This window comes from Prochlorococcus sp. MIT 1307 (assembly GCF_034092395.1).
Classification (GTDB): Bacteria; Cyanobacteriota; Cyanobacteriia; order PCC-6307; family Cyanobiaceae; genus AG-363-K07.
In genome coordinates this window covers 899,310-916,180 of record NZ_CP139301.1, presented here as the reverse complement: position 1 = coordinate 916,180, position 16,871 = coordinate 899,310, and the positions used below count along the sequence as shown (strand labels likewise).

Here is a 16,871-nt window from a genome sequence, read left to right as displayed (position 1 = left end):
TTGGCCTAATCACTTGGAGGATTAAGTCACTGTTCTAGATCTAGTGCGTCTGCGTTAAGTCCTTCAGCTTTTAAATGACTGTTCACAACAGGTAATAGCCTTTGGGCTTCAGCTAAATCAACCATGGCAAGCCTGCATCGGCGTGCAAGGATATCCGTTGGAGTACATGCAAATTCATGGTGAATTGCGTGTTTTATTTCTGCTTGGCAGATGGGGACTATATGGCTAAGGGGATTGAGCTCTTCTGGGGAACTGTTCGCAACTATTGAGAGTGCTTCAAGTCCATATTGTGATTGAAGATGAACAATTTGCTTGGCTTGTAGCTCAGACTTCGGAAGATATTGTTTTAGTTGCTTTTTTTGTTCAACTATTAAAGTAGTTGTTGCTTTCAGGTTTTCTCTTGAGCCAATAATAGGTAAATGTCGAGGCGGTGGTAGTGGTTTTCCTAACACAGCTTCTACTGCTTTGAGGGTGTCTAGTGCTATTTGTCGGCATGTGGTCCACTTCCCTCCCATGGCACTAATTAATCCGCAAGGCATGATTTCTACTTCATGTTCCCTTACGACACGACTACTAGAGATTCCTTCTTGTGTTGACTTAAGAAGAGGTCGCCCTCCTGCCCAAGCACTACCAATAGTCGTTTTTTTTAGTCTTGGGAACCAGCGCTTTATATATTTTATTAAGTACTCCTGTTCTTCATCTGATGTTTTTTGAGCTGTTTTGATATTGCATGGAGTATCTGTTGTCCCAACCTGTGTATAGCCAAAGAAAGGTAGTAGGAATAAGACTCTGCCATCATCGGTAGCTGGCAATATCAAACCAGTCTCATTAGGGCAAAGGTTTTCTTTTAGAACTAGGTGAACACCTCTACTGACAAGAATTCGTGGAGCAATATTTGGATCAGCTAATTGGCGAACAGCATCAACATTGATGCCTGTTGCATTTACAACTGCGCCAGCTTCCCACCTTTCTTGTTCCCCATGTAAATCTTGGCTAATAGCACCACACAATTTCCCATCCGCTTGACTCTCCAGTTTGATAACTTTGCAGCGTGTTCGTATTACTGCTCCTGCTTTTTTTGCAGTAAGTGCTAATAAAAGATTGAGCCTGGAGTCATTAAACTGACCATCGCTATAGACTACACCGCCGTCTAATCCATCTCTGATCAAGGGTAAAGCTTGTTCAATCTCGCTTTTGGAAAGCAGTCGACTAGTTCCAATATTCTTTCTTCCTGAAAGAATGTCGTACAAGCCAAGTCCTATTCGGTAATAGGACTTGGAAAAACAGTCTTCTGTAGGTAGGGCTAATTCAATACGATTGGCTAGAAAAGGAGTTTGTTCAAGCCAGTAAGCCCTTTCGAGCAAGGCTTCCCGAACTAATTTTAACTGAGCTAAGTCGAAGGTTTTAAATGCTAGTTCTAGATAACGAACTCCACCATGTAGAAGCTTTGTGCTTCTAGAGCTTGTTCCTCCTCCAATATCTCCAGCTTCTAGTAGTGCAACCTTTAGACCACGTTTTGAGGCCTCATAGCCCACGCATGCGCCACTAGCTCCTGCCCCAATGATTAGAAGATCGACATGATTATTATTCATGCCACTTTAAACTTCTTTTTACAGCTTCATTCCAGTTTTTGCGCCATCTATTTCGTGTAGGCAAATCCATATTAGGCGTGAAGATTTCTGCTCCATGTTGCTTTTGTGATGTTAAGTCTGTGAGGTCTTGAATAACTCCTGATTGCAGCCCCGCCAATAAGGCGACACCTTTCGCAGTACTTTCTAGATTGACGGGGCGCCTTATTGTGAGCCCTGTGCTATTTGCTTGTGCTTGTAACAACGTATTAGATGCAGCCGCGCCACCATCAACTGCTAACTCACTTAACCCATGCCCTATTGACTCTTCTGCTATTTGAACCAGTGTGGCGACAGAAAGAGCAATGCCCTCAAGAGCCGCTTTAGCAATATGCCCTCTTCGAGTATCTCTAGTTAGTCCAAGTATTAAACCTCGAGCGGAAGGGTCCCAGTGAGGTGTTCCCCATCCGGTAAAAGCTGGTACAAGCATTACCCCAGCGGCATCTTCTACTTCGTCTGCGAGTTTATTTACTTGTTCAGCACTTTCGATAATTTGTAGCCCGTCTCTCAACCATTGCACAACAGTTCCAGCATTAAAGAGGCTCCCTTCAAGACAATATGTTGGTAAACCATTGGAATCAGTCCAAGCCAGAGTGCTTAGCAGCCCATTATCAGATCGATGGATTTCCTTCCCTGTATTAACGACTAAAAAAGCTCCCGTTCCATAAGTGCATTTTGCCTCGCCTTTGTTTAGACATAGTTGGCCAAGAGTAGCTGCTTGCTGGTCGCCTAATAAGGCTTGTATTGGAACCCCTTCAAAAGGGAGTCCTGATTTGATTTTTCCAAAATCCCCTCGACAGGGCACTAGTTCTGGCAGAGCATCCATGGGCAATCCAATTTTGTCGCAGAAGGCTTCAACCCAAGAGCAACTTTCCAGATCCATTAGTAGTGTTCTGCTGGCATTGCTCATGTCGGAGTAATGACTTTTCCCTGCAGTGAGTCGCCAAAGTAACCAGCTTTCTACTGTCCCAAAGCAAAGGTCATGACTTTTAAGAGCTTTTGCCGCTTCTGGTTCATTGAGCAAAAGCCAGCGAATCTTGCTTGCGCTGAAATATGGGTCAAGTAGTAGGCCAGTGCGGTGTTTCCATTCTTTTTCCAGTCCATTCCTTTTCCACTCAGAACATATATCAGCAGTCCTTCCGTCTTGCCAAACTAGTGCTGGCCCACAAGGTTCACTGTTACTTCTTCTCCAGAGCACTGTTGTTTCACGTTGGTTGGTAATACCACAGGTGACTACAGAATCTCTCTGCTCTGGAGTTAGCGAGTCTTCTAACCCTTTCATGGCTTCTTGTTGACTGATCCAGATATCCCTTGGATCCTGCTGGACCCATCCATCTGCAGGATATTCAATCTTGAGAGGAGAACTGAAACTAGCGATTAGTTGACCAGAAGGATTAAAAACTGCGGCTCTTGAACTGCTAGTACCCTGATCAAGAGCTAAAAGGAGTGGCTGATTAGCCATGGCTTTTGTTTTTACCTATTGCTAGCGATGGGTTTGTCTAATGCAAAGGGAAATGCAGCATAAGAATTTGTTTTGCAAGCCTCCAGGTTGGGTCTCAGATGCGATTGCTTACCAGATTTTTCCTGATCGTTTCCGTCGAAGTGGCCATGTTGGAGTGGATCAAGGTTGGGATCTGCAAGCTTGGGGGGGTGTTCCATCTCATGAGGGATTCTATGGAGGTGATTTGTATGGAGTGATAGATGCTCTTGATTACCTTCAGCAACTTGGAATTAATTGCTTATATCTAAATCCTGTATTTAGTTCAGCAGCTAATCACCGTTACCATACGTTTGATTATTTTCAGGTGGACCCTCTTCTGGGGGGGGGACTGGCTTTAGAGGCATTGATCTCTGCTCTGCATAGCAGGGGTATGCGAATTATTCTTGATGGGGTTTTTAACCATTGCGGGAGAGGTTTTTGGGCCTTTCACCACTTATTAGAAAATGGATACACATCTCCATATAGAGATTGGTTTCATGTGCACAATTGGCCACTTCTTCCTTATCCACAACCTGGTCAGGATTGCGGCTATAGCTGTTGGTGGAATGACCCTGCTTTGCCAAAGTTTAACCATAAACATTTTCCTGTTCGCGAATATTTAATTTCAGTTGCTGTTTACTGGATTGAAAGAGGAATAGATGGGTGGCGGCTAGATGTTCCTGATGAAGTTCCTATAGAGTTTTGGGTTGACTTTCGAAATAAAGTGAAAGCAATAAACCCTGACGCCTGGATCGTCGGAGAGATTTGGGGAGATGCACGAAAGTGGTTAAAAGGGGATCATTTTGATGGAGTAATGAATTATCGAATTGGTTGGAGTAGTGTATGTTGGTCTGCAAAAAATAAGCTTAGAACAAGTTATAAAAACCCTTCCTATCCACTTAAATTAATTTCGGGTGCCGCTTTTATTGATATTCTTCAGACTACCTTAGGCTGGTATTCCAATGAAGTAAATAATAGTCAGTTGAATTTGCTTGATAGTCATGATGTGCCTCGAGCATTGAATACTCTGAAAGGCGACATCTCTGCATTAAAGATAGCTCTTTTTCTTCTTTTCCTTCAACCAGGAGTGCCTTGTATTTACTATGGTACGGAGGTTGGCTTGTCAGGAGGGGAAGAGCCTGCTTGTAGAGAGTGCTTCCCTTGGTATGAATCTTGGAATGTAGATTTAAGATCTTTTATTCTCTCTTTGGTTGCTCTTAGAAAGAATATTTTTGAGGTTTTTAATGGAGAGTTGGAATGGAAAACTGTTGGAGAGGATGGATTGCTTGCTGTTTTTCTGCAAAAAGAACTCGATGCGTCTGAAGTCAAAAGCTCAATTGAGATTTTTGTAAACCGAAGTCGCAGCTCTTGGATGCCTATACAAGCCTCTGGTTCGGAATATTTTTTTTTAGAAGGAGAAGTTGACGGTCAAGGAAAGAGGCTTGCCCCACAGTCGTTTGTGTTATTTAAGGAAGCTATATAATTGAAACTTAGAAAGTTGCTAGGCTTATTGACTTGCATTTTGTAGAGATTGATTACATTAAAAAACCTTAAAGAACCTGTCAATACTTTATTTCAAGAACAAAGTATTAGAGAGTCTCTGGACTGCTGGGGTAAATACGTTTAAATATTCTTATACGTATAAAAAAACATGATTGAGTTTGGATTTAAAGGCGGAATAACTTTGTTGGCACTTACACCATTTTCTTTTTCAGGGATTAGCCTATATTTTGTCCCTGCTTTACTTTATGCGGTAATTTATTTTCTCAGCCAATGGGAACGAAAGGTAGAGACTTATTCTGCTCAAAGGACGTCCAAATTGACTAATCATAATCAATTACAAGTGAAAATAAATGAGCTTGATGTTGTCTTAAGCACCTCAAGAAGGCAAAACAACCCTCCTGTTGATTTGTTATTAAAAGAAGAACAGCAAAAAGATTTTTCTATAGACCTTGATCTTGGCTCTTCAAAAATAAAATTTCTTCAAGAGTCATCTCTGTCCCTTATTAAATTATGTAAGATGAAGATCTTTAATGAAAGTAGAGATCTGCTAAGGAAATCTTCTTTAAAGAATTTTAGCTTTGGAGCTTTAACTATTTTTGTTATTGGAGGTGTAAGCATCGCTTCATTGGAGGATAATATTGATGTGAACTCACGCTCTAATGGTGCATCAAATGAAGAGTTCAAAAAGGTTAACTCTTTAAGTTTAAGTGAGAATTTTGAAATAAGGGAAAAAAATATACCAGTTACATCAGCGATTCTGGACCTGACTAAAACGGGTTCAATATCTATAACTCAGCTTCCATCCTCACTTGAGACTTTGCAAGTGCAGTCCCCCATTAATAAGAATGATGACTTGCTGCGTAGAAGGTTGCTATTTGAGCTGACACCTAAGGAATATGCATCGTTAATTCCAACAATGCTGGAGTTTGAATGGTATGGATTAGGTCCACTATAAATTGATAAGTTCTTCCTTGCCCTTACTTGATTAATGGAATTGTTTTGAGGCATGTCTTATTTGATTCTTTTCTCGAGTCGAATTTGCATTGCTAAATGCTCTAATAGTTTTGAGATTTGTATCAAGACTATTGATTTTTTATAAATCAGATACTCGCCTTGATTCTTGCGTCAAATTGTGGCTAATTACCTGATAAATTATCAATAAATTCAGAGAAGCGTCCTCTTATTGGGCAAATAAATATATAAGCAGATTTAACTTCTAAAATACATACTGACGTTGTCTTGATTTTTATGTCTCGTGAGACTCCGCAAGCTCGTCTTCAAAGAACCAACTTGTATTCCCTTCTCCCAAATCCAAAACTAAGCCAAAATTATTTCCATCGACCATTTTGTATCCAATTAATTTACCAAAAGGATTAAGAGTAATCTTTTCTATAAGATGACTTGGAAGTCTATCTCGGACTTTGTTAAGGTTGATCATTAAAATCTGACCTTTCACAAGAGTTTCAGGCTTAACCATTATTCTTCTGCAATTTCTGAAGTATCAGGTCCAGATTTGAATTTCTTCCCTTTTTCTCTCTCAATCGCAAGTTGAAGCAACGAAGGTCCTTGTTTGGGCTTTGCTTTTTTTTGATCTTGTTCAATAGCATTAATTACAGCTCCAGCAAGATTCTGGTTCCATGTTTGTGAGACCAGTGCTTTCTCTAAGTTTAACTTTTGCGCGTAGTTCATTTTAGGAAGAGAGAGAAATAGCGTGCGATTATCGTCATGGATACTTTTGATAGTAATTGAGAGTCTTTAAATTAATACCTGATGGCATAAGTGCGCTTGCCGGACATTGAGTCGGGGGACCTCTCCCTTGTCAAGGGAGTGCTCTACCTTTGAGCTACAAGGGCTTTTGGATGATGAGTGCGTTCGATTGCCATAAGGCTCATTTAATTAAGGTTACTAGAAAGATACATATTAAATGAATCGACATCAGAGGAATTGATTGAGATAGCTTGAAAAATTTAAAAAAGATTATGAGTCAATAGTTTCATGGCTTTTGAATGCGTAAACCTCTATTGCTTGAACCCAGTCGCTTGGATGTATCTATAAAAGATTCACTGAGGCTGGTGATTAAGGACATTTTAATGAATAATAGCTTATTTTATTCTGTTCAACCAAGAGATTTATGATATAGGAAATCGCACTAATTTTTTGGAATAGCAGAAAGAGTTAGGTTTAGATATGGATTTAAATGGTTGGCTACGCAAAAAAAACTTAAAATTTAAATTGGATTTATATTTATTTTTTGAAGATTACAGTATTCCAAAAAACAACCCATTTTCATTAATGCGATTCGGCTAGATCTGTTCATTTGATTATTAGAGTTAAGCCTCAGCCTTACAGGTACAGTCTCCTGACTAGCTCGGTTAGTTTTTACCGTTGCACTTTTGGACTGCGATTACGTTTACTCCTTTGTGAGATTTAGTTGCTCTCCACATTTGATGAGAAATTTCACCAATACAAGCAACTTCAGCAGCTGTTTTGATTGCTACTGGGATTTGAGTAAGAGCCAAGATCATTAATGCAGCACCTGTTCCTGGTGCGTGGACATTTAATTTCCAACCTTTTGGCCAAAAGATTTGTGACACTCAGAAGAACCCAATCTTTTGAAAATCAATATATCCACTCCTTGCCGTTTGAATTATTAGATTAAGCCATCTGCATCTAACGATTCTCGTCTTCTCATGGCTTGAGCTACTTTGCCTGCAACAAAGGGAATATGGATAGCGTATTTTTTGAGTTGGATTCGTTCTTTCAGGCTTACAGTTTCCCCTTTCCCAAGGCGCTCAATAATTTCTTCTAGGCGTCGACGTGTTTCTGTTGTCAGCATTCGAACGGTCATTGGCTTAATTCTTTTTTGGGTAAAGCTTTGATATCGCTTTTGCTTGAGCTTCTTTTTTCGAAGCTGCGTACCTTTTTTCAGCTATTCGTCTTACTACAATGCCAGGAAGGAACCAGATAGTGATTATCACCACCAGCATAAAAAGTGGGTTTCGCCATGTCAGGTCTAAGAGAGTATCCAGCATCTCGGTTAAGACTTTCTTTTCTTAGAAGCTAATAAAGGTTAGCCAGTTGACAAGTTTAAAAAACTAGCTAGTACTGGTGTACTTATTCGCGAGGTATGTCTGTTGCCGCTGCTGGTCCTTCTTCTGATTTCCTTCTCGCTAAATCTGGCGACATCGTTGTCGTTGAAGAAGGCTCCCCGGCAATTGATGCCAGAAAGTCTGACTGGTGGGTAGCTCGTGTCATCCATGTGGTTGGAAGCGCAAGAGATCCGTGCGTTAGCAGCTTGCTTCAAGTTGCCTGTGTCGATACAGGAATGATTCGGACCATCAATGCCGATCTAGTTAAGGGACTTCTGGTAGCAAAAGGACTGATGCTATAAAGCCAGACGACGACCTGCAAAGCTATTTTTCATCGCTCCTTGGCGCCATTGAAGCAATAAAAGTGTCCTTCCCTTGGTTGGAGTGAGAGGGCGTCCCTCCGTCGTGTTACTTGAAGAGGTGCTTGAGCTAGTGACTCAAAGTGGAATTGGAGTGAAACTACCTATCTCGTTAGGCAGTTTGCTCAGCTCTTGCAGGCTGCTCATCTCTTATTGACCTGAGATAGCGCTTTCGTTGACCACTCCCTTCAATTTCAACGTGCCAACCACAAGACAGTCTGTGATCGATTTCTTCAAAATTCGGATGGAATTTCAACTCAGCGTTGTGCTTCTTCTTTGGTGTTCGCATGATGTAAGTAAACCATATTGCCCTCATTTAGGTTTGTTGCGAGGTATACATCCTCGCGAGAAAACCCGTTATCTTTTCCAAAACTTTGGGGCAGGTAGATGAATTCAGCACTGCAATCAGCTCTTCAGCAAAAAAGTCTTCATTGGGCACAAAAGGCAGCTATTACAACCTTTTCAACAGGAATCTTTTTCTGGGGACTGGATCGAGCAGTGCCTGCTTTTCATGATTTTCTGATGACCACTTTTTCTTGTCATGCGGGTTGAATGGATGTGAATCAAACCGCTTTTGTTGAACTGTCACTGTGCCAGTTCATCTTGAGGCTAGTCTTTGCTGACAAGATCAGAGGATTAGTGGATAATTAATTATGTGAGGAGATGAGATCCTCCCGGCAGTGGAAACAAGGAAACACTTGCTGAAGATCTCAAAGAAGCCCGCCTTTGGCGGGCTTTCTTGTGTCTGTTTGTGCATGTCTTTCTTATGGTCGATTCTTTTGTTGAACCTTTATTTTTGGTGATTTTTTTGCCAATTGCTTTCTTTAAGATTTGGCGTTTTAGTATGAAATTTAAGCAACTAGCCTCTCTACCTTCGACTTCTTCTTCTAGAGAAGTATTAGAACGAGCATGGATGAAAAGCTGACCTTCACTTCACCTGGATCATAAGGGCAGCTTAATGGTTGCCTATTGCTGAATTTCTAATGTATGACTTAAAGAAAATCTAATAAGTGGAGACCTGCTATCTAAAAGACCATGGACGTTAATCGGACATCTTTATTAGAGTTAAAACGCTTTACTATTAGAATTGCTTTGAAAGGCTATTCTTTTAGATCATTTAAAAAAGAAAAGTTATGGATAGACATCTTACTATTATTACGCTTTTCCTTTTTGCTGGATGGATTATTATTGCTTTTGGACTTGCCCAAAGAAGACTCCATAATGCATATGCGAACTATCAAAAGAAGGATCAAAAATGACCAGTTTTTCATTGGCTGTACTAGGAACTGAGATCAAGCTTTTCTTGATCGGTGTTGCTATCGCTGGCCCTGTATCAATAGGCTTGTTACTTCTTATAATTAAAAGAATTGAAAAGAAAAATCCTGAAAGAATTCGTTGGCGTTGATGCGTGAAGCAATTGATTTGCTGGCATGGATTAATAAGACTCTAATCATTTTTATCTCAGACTATGAAACTCACTTTGACTTCCCTAAAAGCTTTTTCCTAAAGGCCGAGTTTGAATATAGTCAAATAAGAACTACTTTTTATCTGCTGAGATTTATAAATATTGGATAGGCATAATAAAACTTATATCAAGCAGTAGCATTCTTTAGCTAGAAAGAATGCCAAGGGAGAAATAAATTGTCGGTATATTATCTAAAATATTATTTATTCTTTTAGTAGTTCTTTGAAATCTTTTGACAATGCTTTCATGCATTTTGATTGAAACCTCTTTAGCTCTTCTATAGAGCCTCTTGAGATTTCTTTAGAAAAATCTAGGTTTTTTGAAACCTTTGCATGAAGGTCACAAGCTTCTTTGCTATTACCCTTTTGGAAGGCACTTTCTATGAGCTCTAATTGTGAGCTGAACTCATCCTGGGTGCTTGGATTGAGGGATTCTTCTGTTTGGTTGCCGCTTGGACTCACACAAGCTGTGCAGCAAATAGTGATTGCCAGTGCTGCGATTTTTATTAATTTCATTTGATAATTATGGAACTACCGGAAGGTTTGTGCACGACTGTTAGCCCAATAGTGACTAATGAAAACTTTACCTGCCTCTAAGATTATAGCTGGAGAGGATTTATTTTTTATTTTAGGGTGCTTCACTAATGGAAGGTTCCGTGCAATTCAGTTAGGGTATCTTTAACCAGGGATCAGTTTTTCTACTTCCTAATCTGAGGAATAGAAGAGCTATAACTCTTTAATGCAGAAACAATCTTAGCTTTAACTTTAAAGTTTAAGAAATCAATCTATTAGAGATATTTGGATTTGGAGAAATCACGTTAGTGTATGGCTTATTTTTTTTCTTCCCAGTAGCTTTTTGCTGAGTCAATCATTTTTATTATTTCACTGTTTGGGCAACCAGTTTGGGCCTGAAAAATCTTGCACTGTGCATTGATGTCTCTCCAGATTTCTCTAATCTCTACAAACTGTTCATTAGTGAATTGAAAGCTGTTCATGTAAATGTCCTAAGACTGTTAACAAAAAGCCAAGTATGCTTTTCCGTTGTTTTGGAGAATTGATCTAAGTAGAGATTAAAATTTAACTAAGGAGTGGTTCTCTGGTGCCTGAGAGCCATTTTTTTGGAAGCGGTTTGGGCTTATGCCCTCGCCGGGACTTGAACCCGGGGCCTCTCCCTTACCAAGGGAGTGCTCTACCGCTGAGCTACAAGGGCGTGTGGAAGGTGGGCCGGGTTGGATTTGAACCAACGTAGGCAGAGCCAGCGGATTTACAGTCCGCCCCCATTAACCACTCGGGCACCGACCCGAACCACAAAGTGACATTAACAGTTAATGGTCCAAGAATCCCTTAATTTGCTGGGCGTTGTAGCTATGGATCGATACGATTATTCCAGAACTTTGGATATAGAGGGTGATGCATCTGTTGCTTATCAATGGGCCAAATCTCAACCTTTTAGGACAGCGAGAAACCTCTATTTATGGCTCTAATACTCTTGCTTCGATAGAGGGTGAGCTTCAAAGAGAAGCTGATGAAGAGGGCGTTCAGCTGGATTGCTTTCAAAGCAATTTTGAAGGGGCACTTGTAGATCGTATTCACCAAGCTATTGGAAAGGTAGATGCGATCCTTATAAATGCTGGGGCATATACCCATACATCAGTGGCTTTAAGAGATGCTTTGCTAGGGGCTGGAATCCCATACGTTGAATTGCATCTCAGTAATACTTTTGCGCGCGAGCAATTTCGCCACAATTCCTTCCTTGCTGATCGAGCTGTAGGCATTGTTAGTGGATTCGGTGTAATGAGTTATCACCTTGCTTTTCAAGGCCTTTTGGCTCATTTGCGCCAGAGTAAATAATGTCATGAGTGCTTTGTCTGGCAACAATCGCTTTAATGCTCGGATTAAATGGTTGGCTACTGCAACGAGTGACGCATGGCTGCAGCAAGCGATTGAGAACCCGATTGAGGTGCTGATTGATCATGCACATTGTGAGAGAAAAGCTGCTGGTGCAGCTGTTCAAATGATGTTTCGATATTTATGTGAACCTGGATTTGCTGAAGCCCTTAGCCCGTTAGCAAGAGAAGAGCTTGAGCACTTTGAGAAAGTTTTAGCAATCCTCAAATCAAGAGGGCATTATTTACAAGCTTTACCTGCGCCTCCTTATGGATCAGCCTTGGCCAAGAAGATTAGAAGAAGTGAGCCTGGACGCATGCTAGATAGCCTTCTTGTGGCAGGTTTGATTGAGGCTCGAAGCCACGAGAGGATGTTTCTGCTTGCCTCTTATAGTCCTGACCATGAATTGGCTAAGTTATATAGAGAGTTACTTGAGAGTGAGGCTCGTCATTTTCAGCTTTATTTGAAACTTGCACAAGAACGCTTCGATAAAGATCTGTTTACTCTTCGTTTGAAAGAGTTGGCTGATGCAGAAGCTGACATCATCTCTGTATTGCATCCTGAACCAAGAATGCATAGTTAATGATTTTGACCCTTAAATAAGGGTTAAAAATTTTTGAACCTTTTAAGAAAATGATTTGCTAGCCATTTCTCTATTTGTTTTTTTTCTCTATGACAAAATCTTCTCTGACATTTGTTGGGGTAGGACCAGGAGATCCTTCATTGTTGACTTTATCAGCAGTGGAAGCTATTAAAAATTCAACTTTGGTCGCTTATCCAGTATCTAGAAAAGAAGATGTCGGTATTGCAGCAACTATTGCTTCTAAATGGATTACTGCAGAAAAAAGGCGATTGCCGCTTCTATTCCCTATGGTTTCGGATGTTCCTACCCGAAAACTAGCTTGGAAGCAGGCCAGTGAAAAGCTAGCGTCTTCAGTGGCGGAGGGAGAAGAGGTGGTATTTCTGTGCCAAGGAGATGTCTCTTTATTCGCTAGTGCTTCTTATGTATTGCTTTATATACAAAATAATTACCCTCATTGTCCTATCAGATTAATTCCTGGAGTGACTGCTATTTCTGCGGCCGCGGCTGCTGGAGGATGGCCTCTTGCCTTGCAAAGGGATCAATTGCTTGTATTGCCGACACCTGATGATTCCAAAAACCTTGAGAGAATCATCGATGAAGCGGCTTGTTGTAATCGAGTCCTTGCTTTAATGAAACTTGGTAGTCGTTGGACTTGGGTTAGACCTTTGCTAGAGAAGAAGGGGTTATTAAAAGAGTCGCTATTTGCGCAGAAAATAGGCTTGTCTGATCAACAAGTCCTAAAGGCAAGCAAGGTTTCAGCAACTACTAAGCCGTACTTTTCTTTATTGCTTGTTCGTCAAGGTTGGCCAGAAGTTTTGCCTTGATCAAGGTTTTCATCCTTTAGTCAATTTAGAACAATCGCTTTGAGGACTTTGGCTTGCTTTAATTAAGTGATAAAAGCTGCTTTTTCAGAAGAGTTTTTGCTTCTCTTGCTGTTTTAGCTCTAACTAGTGAATATCTGAGACTATTTGCTCCTGAGAATCCTTTGCATGTCCAGCTCATGTGTTTGCGAGCAATGTGAAGTCCGTTCTCACCTCTGCTTTCAAGCAGTCCCTCTAATTGCTCTAGAGCCAGGCTGACTTTTTCCTTGGCCCCTGGGACCTTGAATCCTTTTTTCCCTCGTAATGCCCAGTCGATTTCTCCCACTAGCCAGGGAGCTCCCATGCTTCCACGTCCAATCATTACTCCATCGGCCCCAGTAATAGAAAGGCATCGCAAGGCATCATCAGCATTTTGGACATCGCCATTTGCAATCACAGGAATTGTTAGCGCATTCTTTATTTTCGAAATAGTATTCCAATTTGCTTGACCAGAAAAACCTTGTGCTCTAGTGCGACCGTGAATGGTAAGGAGTTGAGCCCCGGCATTTTGAAGACGAAGTGCAAAGCTGACCGGATTGCAAGACGCATCTTCAACACTAGTGAGGCGGGTTTTTACTGTGACTGGAATTTGAATAGCATTGGCAACTTTGCTAACGAGTATTTCTGCTAGTTCAGGTTCCTTAAGTAGACCACTACCACCTCCTTTTCGCGTGACTTTTTTTGCCGGGCAGCCCATATTGATGTCGATTAAAAATGCCCCACAAGCCTCAGCTTTAATTGCCGCTTCAACCATGCTGGTAGGACGAGTATCAAAAAGTTGGACGCCGATAGGACCTTTTTCACTTGATAACTCTTCTATTTTGTAGTGACTATGCCCACGCTCTAATCTTTGGGCACTAACCATTTCAGTGAATAACAATGATTCTGGTGCCCATCGGCGTACTAGCTTCCTGAATACTTGATCACTAACTCCAGCGAGAGGTGATTGCAGAACGCGAGAGTGTAATTTTCTTTCCCTACCTTTGCCTGGGATGATTAGCTCTGCAGTATGAGATGTCATATCACAGATCCAGATTGAATATTTTGCATTTTTAGGAGATTAAATATCATGGTTAAGTAGGAGTTTTTTGGTTTGATCTATCTCAGAAAGAGATCTTATGAATGATTGTTTGTCTAGTTGGCCGATTAGCAGGGCTCTTCTGATGGAAATCCTTGCCGATCGAATCACTGATTGTTTTGTGACAAGGCTTGTATGGGAAAGACTTGGTTATCAACCAACTGATCAATCAAACAGTGTTTGGGTAGCAGGAAAGAATACTCCAGTTGATTGGCAGCAGGCTTTTCCTCAGGCTCCTGAAGTAATTGCAAATAGGCAGGCGTCGGTATATTTGACCAGATCTATCCAAAAGGAAAATAAGCAATTACTCAAGCAAAAATTAAACTTTCCTGGGTATCGAATTGGGGAACTTTATCCACGTAGAACTAGACGTGCAACAGCGGTTAATTGGTTGCTTGCTTGGCTTGTTACGCGAGGGGAGGAGTTACCTGAAAGAGGCCCTTTGCCTCATTTGTATGAACCTTCTGTTGATCCATTGAAAGGCCATCCTGGAGACCCAGTAATTCACTGAATAGTCCTGAGTTATGCTGGTTATTAAATCTCACATTCAAGGAATGATTTCTTTGTATGTTTTGCTGGTGAAGTAAAAAAATTTCTCTGAAAAGGTCTGTGAGTATGTAGGGTCGAGATTCTTATAGATGGTCAAGAAACTTGGCGCGTCCGATCGTCGCCATCATTGGTCGCCCCAATGTAGGGAAGTCCACGTTGGTGAATCGTCTTTGCAAAAGTCGTGAGGCAATAGTTCATGATCAGCCTGGTGTAACTAGAGATCGAACCTATCAAGATGGGTTCTGGAGAGATAGAGAATTTAAGGTTGTTGATACAGGTGGTCTTGTTTTTGATGACGATAGTGAGTTCCTTCCTGAGATAAGAGAACAAGCTAATTTGGCACTGTCTGAAGCTGCATTGGCTGTAGTTCTTGTGGATGGTCAGCAGGGCAGAACCGCTGCTGATGATGCTATAGCTGATTGGTTGCGATCTCATCCTTGCAAGTCTTTGGTAGCGGTCAACAAGTGTGAATCGCCTGAGCAAGGATTAGCTATGGCTGCGGAGTTTTGGAGTCTTGGGCTTGGTGAACCTCACCCTATCTCTGCAATTCATGGAGCTGGGACAGGGGACTTGTTGGATGTAGTTGTTTCTCTTCTTCCACCAAAAGAAATTGAAGGCGAGGAGGATGAGCCTATTCAGCTGGCGATAATTGGCAGGCCAAATGTTGGAAAATCTAGCCTCTTAAATGCGATTAGTGGCGAAGCTAGAGCAATTGTCAGCCCTATTCGCGGTACAACTCGTGACACAATTGATACACGCTTGAACCGTGACGGTCATTCCTGGAAGTTGATTGATACGGCAGGCATTAGACGTCGTCGAAGCGTTAATTATGGGCCAGAATTTTTTGGTATTAATAGAAGCTTTAAAGCAATCGAACGAAGTGATATTTGTGTGTTAGTGATAGATGCTCTTGATGGGGTTACTGAGCAGGATCAGCGACTTGCCGGGAAAATTGAGGAAGCTGGACGAGCTTGTGTTTTGGTTGTTAACAAATGGGATGCATTTGAAAAAGATAGCCACACAATGCCACGCGTAGAGAAAGAACTTCGTGCAAAGCTTTATTTCCTTGATTGGGCAACAATGTTATTTGCATCTGCTATTACGGGACAAAGAGTTGAAAGTATTTTTGCATTAGCCAATTTGGCTGTTGAACAACACCGCAGACGAGTCACTACATCGGTGGTTAATGAAGTGCTAAAGGAGGCCTTGAGCTGGCGTAGCCCGCCCACTACTCGAGGAGGTCGCCAAGGTCGTCTTTATTACGGAACGCAAGTTGCCACTAGACCCCCCAGCTTTACTCTTTTTGTAAATGACCCAAAGTTATTTGGCGACACCTATCGTCGTTATATAGAAAGACAATTAAGAGAAGGCTTGGGATTTGATGGAACACCGTTGAGGCTCTTTTGGCGTGGTAAGCAGCAGCGAGATGCTGAAAGAGATCTCGAGAATCAGGAGAAAGGTTCTTTATAGGTTATGGATTGGTTGAGAAAGATCCCAATTGGACAATATGTGGCTGGGAACTCAGGCTGGTTAAGAAACCTTGACCCCAGATTGAAAATGGGTTGGGTCGTTATGTTTTTGCTTACTCCTGTTCTTGCTGGGCCAATTTGGAGAATTGGATTGGTGGCCGGTCTTTGCTTTTTGACTTTGTTTAGCTGGCTACCTTTGAGGGTTTGGTGGCGTTCTTTTTGCTTGGTATTAATCCTGGCAATTTTAGTTGGCTTATTAGCAATGTTTTTGCCTACTGGTGAGACATCAGCGGCGTTTTCTGTACGTTCTTCTTATGAGTTGCCTAATGCTTTTGTTGGTGGACCTTCTTGGAATCTTTTCAAACTTGGCCCACTTCATTTAGGGCCTATGGTTGTAGGCCCTTTGGAGGTTGATCGACGTTCTGTAGAACTTGCACTTAATACTTCAACATTGATTTTTACTGTTATTCATAGTGTCAACTTGATGCTTCTGACTACATCTCCAGAGGATTTGGTTTGGACGATGCGCTGGTTCATGACTCCTCTCGTCATATTAGGGATACCAGTTGATCGAATTTGTTTTCAGTTGCTTTTGTCCCTGAGATTTTTACCTTTGGTGCAAGAGGAGTTCCAAAACCTTGTGAGATCTTTAGCGACAAGAGCAGTCAATATTCGCAAACTTGGTTTGAAAATTACTTTAGGGCTTGTCCTTTCTGTTGCTGAAAGGCTGCTAGCTAATATTCTTTTGAGAGCTGAACAAGGGGCTGATGCACTTGTTGCTCGGGGTGGACTTTTGCTTCGTTTAGGAAGCCTTAAACCAAAAAGCACATTGAACGAACGAGTATCTTTTCTGAATATGGGATCTGCTGTGTTGTTAGTGGTGGTCCTAAGCATGCGTGGGAAGTACGGTGCTTTATAGATA

The 16,871-nt window shown here is 41.4% G+C and carries 20 protein-coding genes and 2 tRNA genes; 11 read left to right on the top strand and 11 right to left on the bottom strand.

What is annotated here, in order from left to right; all coding sequences use genetic code 11:
- Positions 1-26: 26 nt before the first annotated feature.
- Together SOI82_RS04760 and glpK are read right to left on the bottom strand one after the other, a co-directional pair.
- Positions 27-1,592 (bottom strand): glycerol-3-phosphate dehydrogenase/oxidase, encoded by a 1,566-nt coding sequence (locus tag SOI82_RS04760; protein WP_320668222.1) that lies wholly within the window; start codon positions 1,590-1,592, stop codon positions 27-29.
- The gene (glpK, locus tag SOI82_RS04755) at positions 1,585-3,090 is read right to left on the bottom strand and encodes a glycerol kinase GlpK (protein ID WP_320668221.1); all 1,506 of its coding nucleotides are present in this window, start codon (positions 3,088-3,090) and stop codon (positions 1,585-1,587) included. The genes SOI82_RS04760 and glpK overlap by 8 nt, the downstream gene beginning before the upstream one ends.
- A gap of 52 nt (positions 3,091-3,142) precedes the next feature.
- Between glpK and SOI82_RS04750 the strand changes: the two genes are divergently transcribed.
- Together SOI82_RS04750 and SOI82_RS04745 are read left to right on the top strand one after the other, a co-directional pair.
- Positions 3,143-4,591: a glycoside hydrolase family 13 protein gene (locus SOI82_RS04750; protein WP_320668220.1), complete on the top strand. Its 1,449-nt coding sequence runs from the start codon at positions 3,143-3,145 to the stop codon at positions 4,589-4,591.
- A gap of 168 nt (positions 4,592-4,759) precedes the next feature.
- Positions 4,760-5,566, top strand: coding sequence for a hypothetical protein (locus SOI82_RS04745; RefSeq protein ID WP_320668219.1), 807 nt, complete (start codon positions 4,760-4,762; stop codon positions 5,564-5,566).
- 291 nt (positions 5,567-5,857) lie between these two features.
- On the opposite strand, the gene SOI82_RS04740 is transcribed toward SOI82_RS04745, so the two are convergent.
- The 4 genes from SOI82_RS04740 to SOI82_RS04725 all read right to left on the bottom strand — a co-directional run bounded on the left by SOI82_RS04740 (position 5,858) and on the right by SOI82_RS04725 (position 7,459).
- The gene (locus tag SOI82_RS04740) at positions 5,858-6,088 is read right to left on the bottom strand and encodes a DUF2862 domain-containing protein (RefSeq protein WP_320668218.1); all 231 of its coding nucleotides are present in this window, start codon (positions 6,086-6,088) and stop codon (positions 5,858-5,860) included.
- Positions 6,088-6,300 carry a hypothetical protein gene (locus SOI82_RS04735; protein ID WP_320668217.1) on the bottom strand — a complete coding sequence of 71 codons (213 nt, stop codon included), beginning with the start codon at positions 6,298-6,300 and terminating at the stop codon, positions 6,088-6,090. The genes SOI82_RS04740 and SOI82_RS04735 overlap by 1 nt, the downstream gene beginning before the upstream one ends.
- A gap of 683 nt (positions 6,301-6,983) precedes the next feature.
- The gene (locus tag SOI82_RS04730) at positions 6,984-7,205 is read right to left on the bottom strand and encodes a hypothetical protein (RefSeq protein WP_320668216.1); all 222 of its coding nucleotides are present in this window, start codon (positions 7,203-7,205) and stop codon (positions 6,984-6,986) included.
- A gap of 56 nt (positions 7,206-7,261) precedes the next feature.
- Positions 7,262-7,459, bottom strand: coding sequence for a hypothetical protein (locus SOI82_RS04725; protein WP_320668215.1), 198 nt, complete (start codon positions 7,457-7,459; stop codon positions 7,262-7,264).
- Between the two features lie 279 nt (positions 7,460-7,738).
- Here SOI82_RS04725 and SOI82_RS04720 point away from each other — a divergent pair, with 279 nt between their 5' ends.
- Entirely contained in the window at positions 7,739-8,002 is a 264-nt protein-coding gene (locus tag SOI82_RS04720) for a DUF3104 domain-containing protein (RefSeq protein ID WP_320668214.1), read from the top strand.
- Positions 8,003-8,171: 169 nt separating this feature from the next.
- Here SOI82_RS04720 and SOI82_RS04715 read toward each other — a convergent pair whose 3' ends face one another.
- A complete protein-coding gene (locus SOI82_RS04715; protein WP_320668213.1) occupies positions 8,172-8,348 on the bottom strand; it encodes a hypothetical protein in 177 nt (58 codons plus the stop codon).
- A 98-nt stretch (positions 8,349-8,446) separates the two neighbouring features.
- Between SOI82_RS04715 and SOI82_RS04710 the strand changes: the two genes are divergently transcribed.
- Together SOI82_RS04710 and SOI82_RS04705 are read left to right on the top strand one after the other, a co-directional pair.
- Complete coding sequence (locus SOI82_RS04710; RefSeq protein ID WP_320668212.1) at positions 8,447-8,611, top strand: hypothetical protein; 165 nt, start codon at positions 8,447-8,449, stop codon at positions 8,609-8,611.
- Positions 8,612-9,314: 703 nt separating this feature from the next.
- Positions 9,315-9,464 (top strand): hypothetical protein, encoded by a 150-nt coding sequence (locus SOI82_RS04705; protein WP_320668211.1) that lies wholly within the window; start codon positions 9,315-9,317, stop codon positions 9,462-9,464.
- A 263-nt stretch (positions 9,465-9,727) separates the two neighbouring features.
- Here the strand turns inward: SOI82_RS04705 and SOI82_RS04700 are convergent, their stop codons facing one another.
- From SOI82_RS04700 to SOI82_RS04690, 3 genes are all read right to left on the bottom strand, one after another.
- Positions 9,728-10,039, bottom strand: coding sequence for a hypothetical protein (locus SOI82_RS04700; RefSeq protein WP_320668210.1), 312 nt, complete (start codon positions 10,037-10,039; stop codon positions 9,728-9,730).
- Between the two features lie 622 nt (positions 10,040-10,661).
- Positions 10,662-10,733: transfer RNA gene (locus SOI82_RS04695), tRNA-Thr, on the bottom strand.
- Positions 10,734-10,743: 10 nt separating this feature from the next.
- Positions 10,744-10,825: transfer RNA gene (locus SOI82_RS04690), tRNA-Tyr, on the bottom strand.
- Between the two features lie 108 nt (positions 10,826-10,933).
- On the opposite strand from SOI82_RS04690, the gene aroQ reads away from it, so the two are divergent.
- The 3 genes from aroQ to cobI all read left to right on the top strand — a co-directional run bounded on the left by aroQ (position 10,934) and on the right by cobI (position 12,817).
- Positions 10,934-11,374 carry a type II 3-dehydroquinate dehydratase gene (aroQ, locus tag SOI82_RS04685; protein ID WP_320668209.1) on the top strand — a complete coding sequence of 147 codons (441 nt, stop codon included), beginning with the start codon at positions 10,934-10,936 and terminating at the stop codon, positions 11,372-11,374.
- Between the two features lie 4 nt (positions 11,375-11,378).
- Positions 11,379-11,993, top strand: a complete 615-nt coding sequence (locus SOI82_RS04680; protein ID WP_320668208.1) for a tRNA-(ms[2]io[6]A)-hydroxylase — start codon at positions 11,379-11,381, stop codon at positions 11,991-11,993.
- Between the two features lie 89 nt (positions 11,994-12,082).
- Entirely contained in the window at positions 12,083-12,817 is a 735-nt protein-coding gene (cobI, locus tag SOI82_RS04675; protein WP_320668207.1) for a precorrin-2 C(20)-methyltransferase, read from the top strand.
- 58 nt (positions 12,818-12,875) lie between these two features.
- Here cobI and dusB read toward each other — a convergent pair whose 3' ends face one another.
- Positions 12,876-13,874 carry a tRNA dihydrouridine synthase DusB gene (dusB, locus tag SOI82_RS04670; protein WP_320668206.1) on the bottom strand — a complete coding sequence of 333 codons (999 nt, stop codon included), beginning with the start codon at positions 13,872-13,874 and terminating at the stop codon, positions 12,876-12,878.
- Positions 13,875-13,971: 97 nt separating this feature from the next.
- On the opposite strand from dusB, the gene SOI82_RS04665 reads away from it, so the two are divergent.
- The 3 genes from SOI82_RS04665 (at position 13,972) to SOI82_RS04655 (ending at position 16,868) form a co-directional block, all read left to right on the top strand.
- Positions 13,972-14,442 (top strand): DUF1823 family protein, encoded by a 471-nt coding sequence (locus SOI82_RS04665; RefSeq protein ID WP_320668205.1) that lies wholly within the window; start codon positions 13,972-13,974, stop codon positions 14,440-14,442.
- 140 nt (positions 14,443-14,582) lie between these two features.
- Positions 14,583-15,950: a ribosome biogenesis GTPase Der gene (der, locus tag SOI82_RS04660; protein WP_320668204.1), complete on the top strand. Its 1,368-nt coding sequence runs from the start codon at positions 14,583-14,585 to the stop codon at positions 15,948-15,950.
- A gap of 3 nt (positions 15,951-15,953) precedes the next feature.
- Positions 15,954-16,868 carry an energy-coupling factor transporter transmembrane component T family protein gene (locus SOI82_RS04655; RefSeq protein WP_320668203.1) on the top strand — a complete coding sequence of 305 codons (915 nt, stop codon included), beginning with the start codon at positions 15,954-15,956 and terminating at the stop codon, positions 16,866-16,868.
- Positions 16,869-16,871 lie beyond the last annotated feature (3 nt).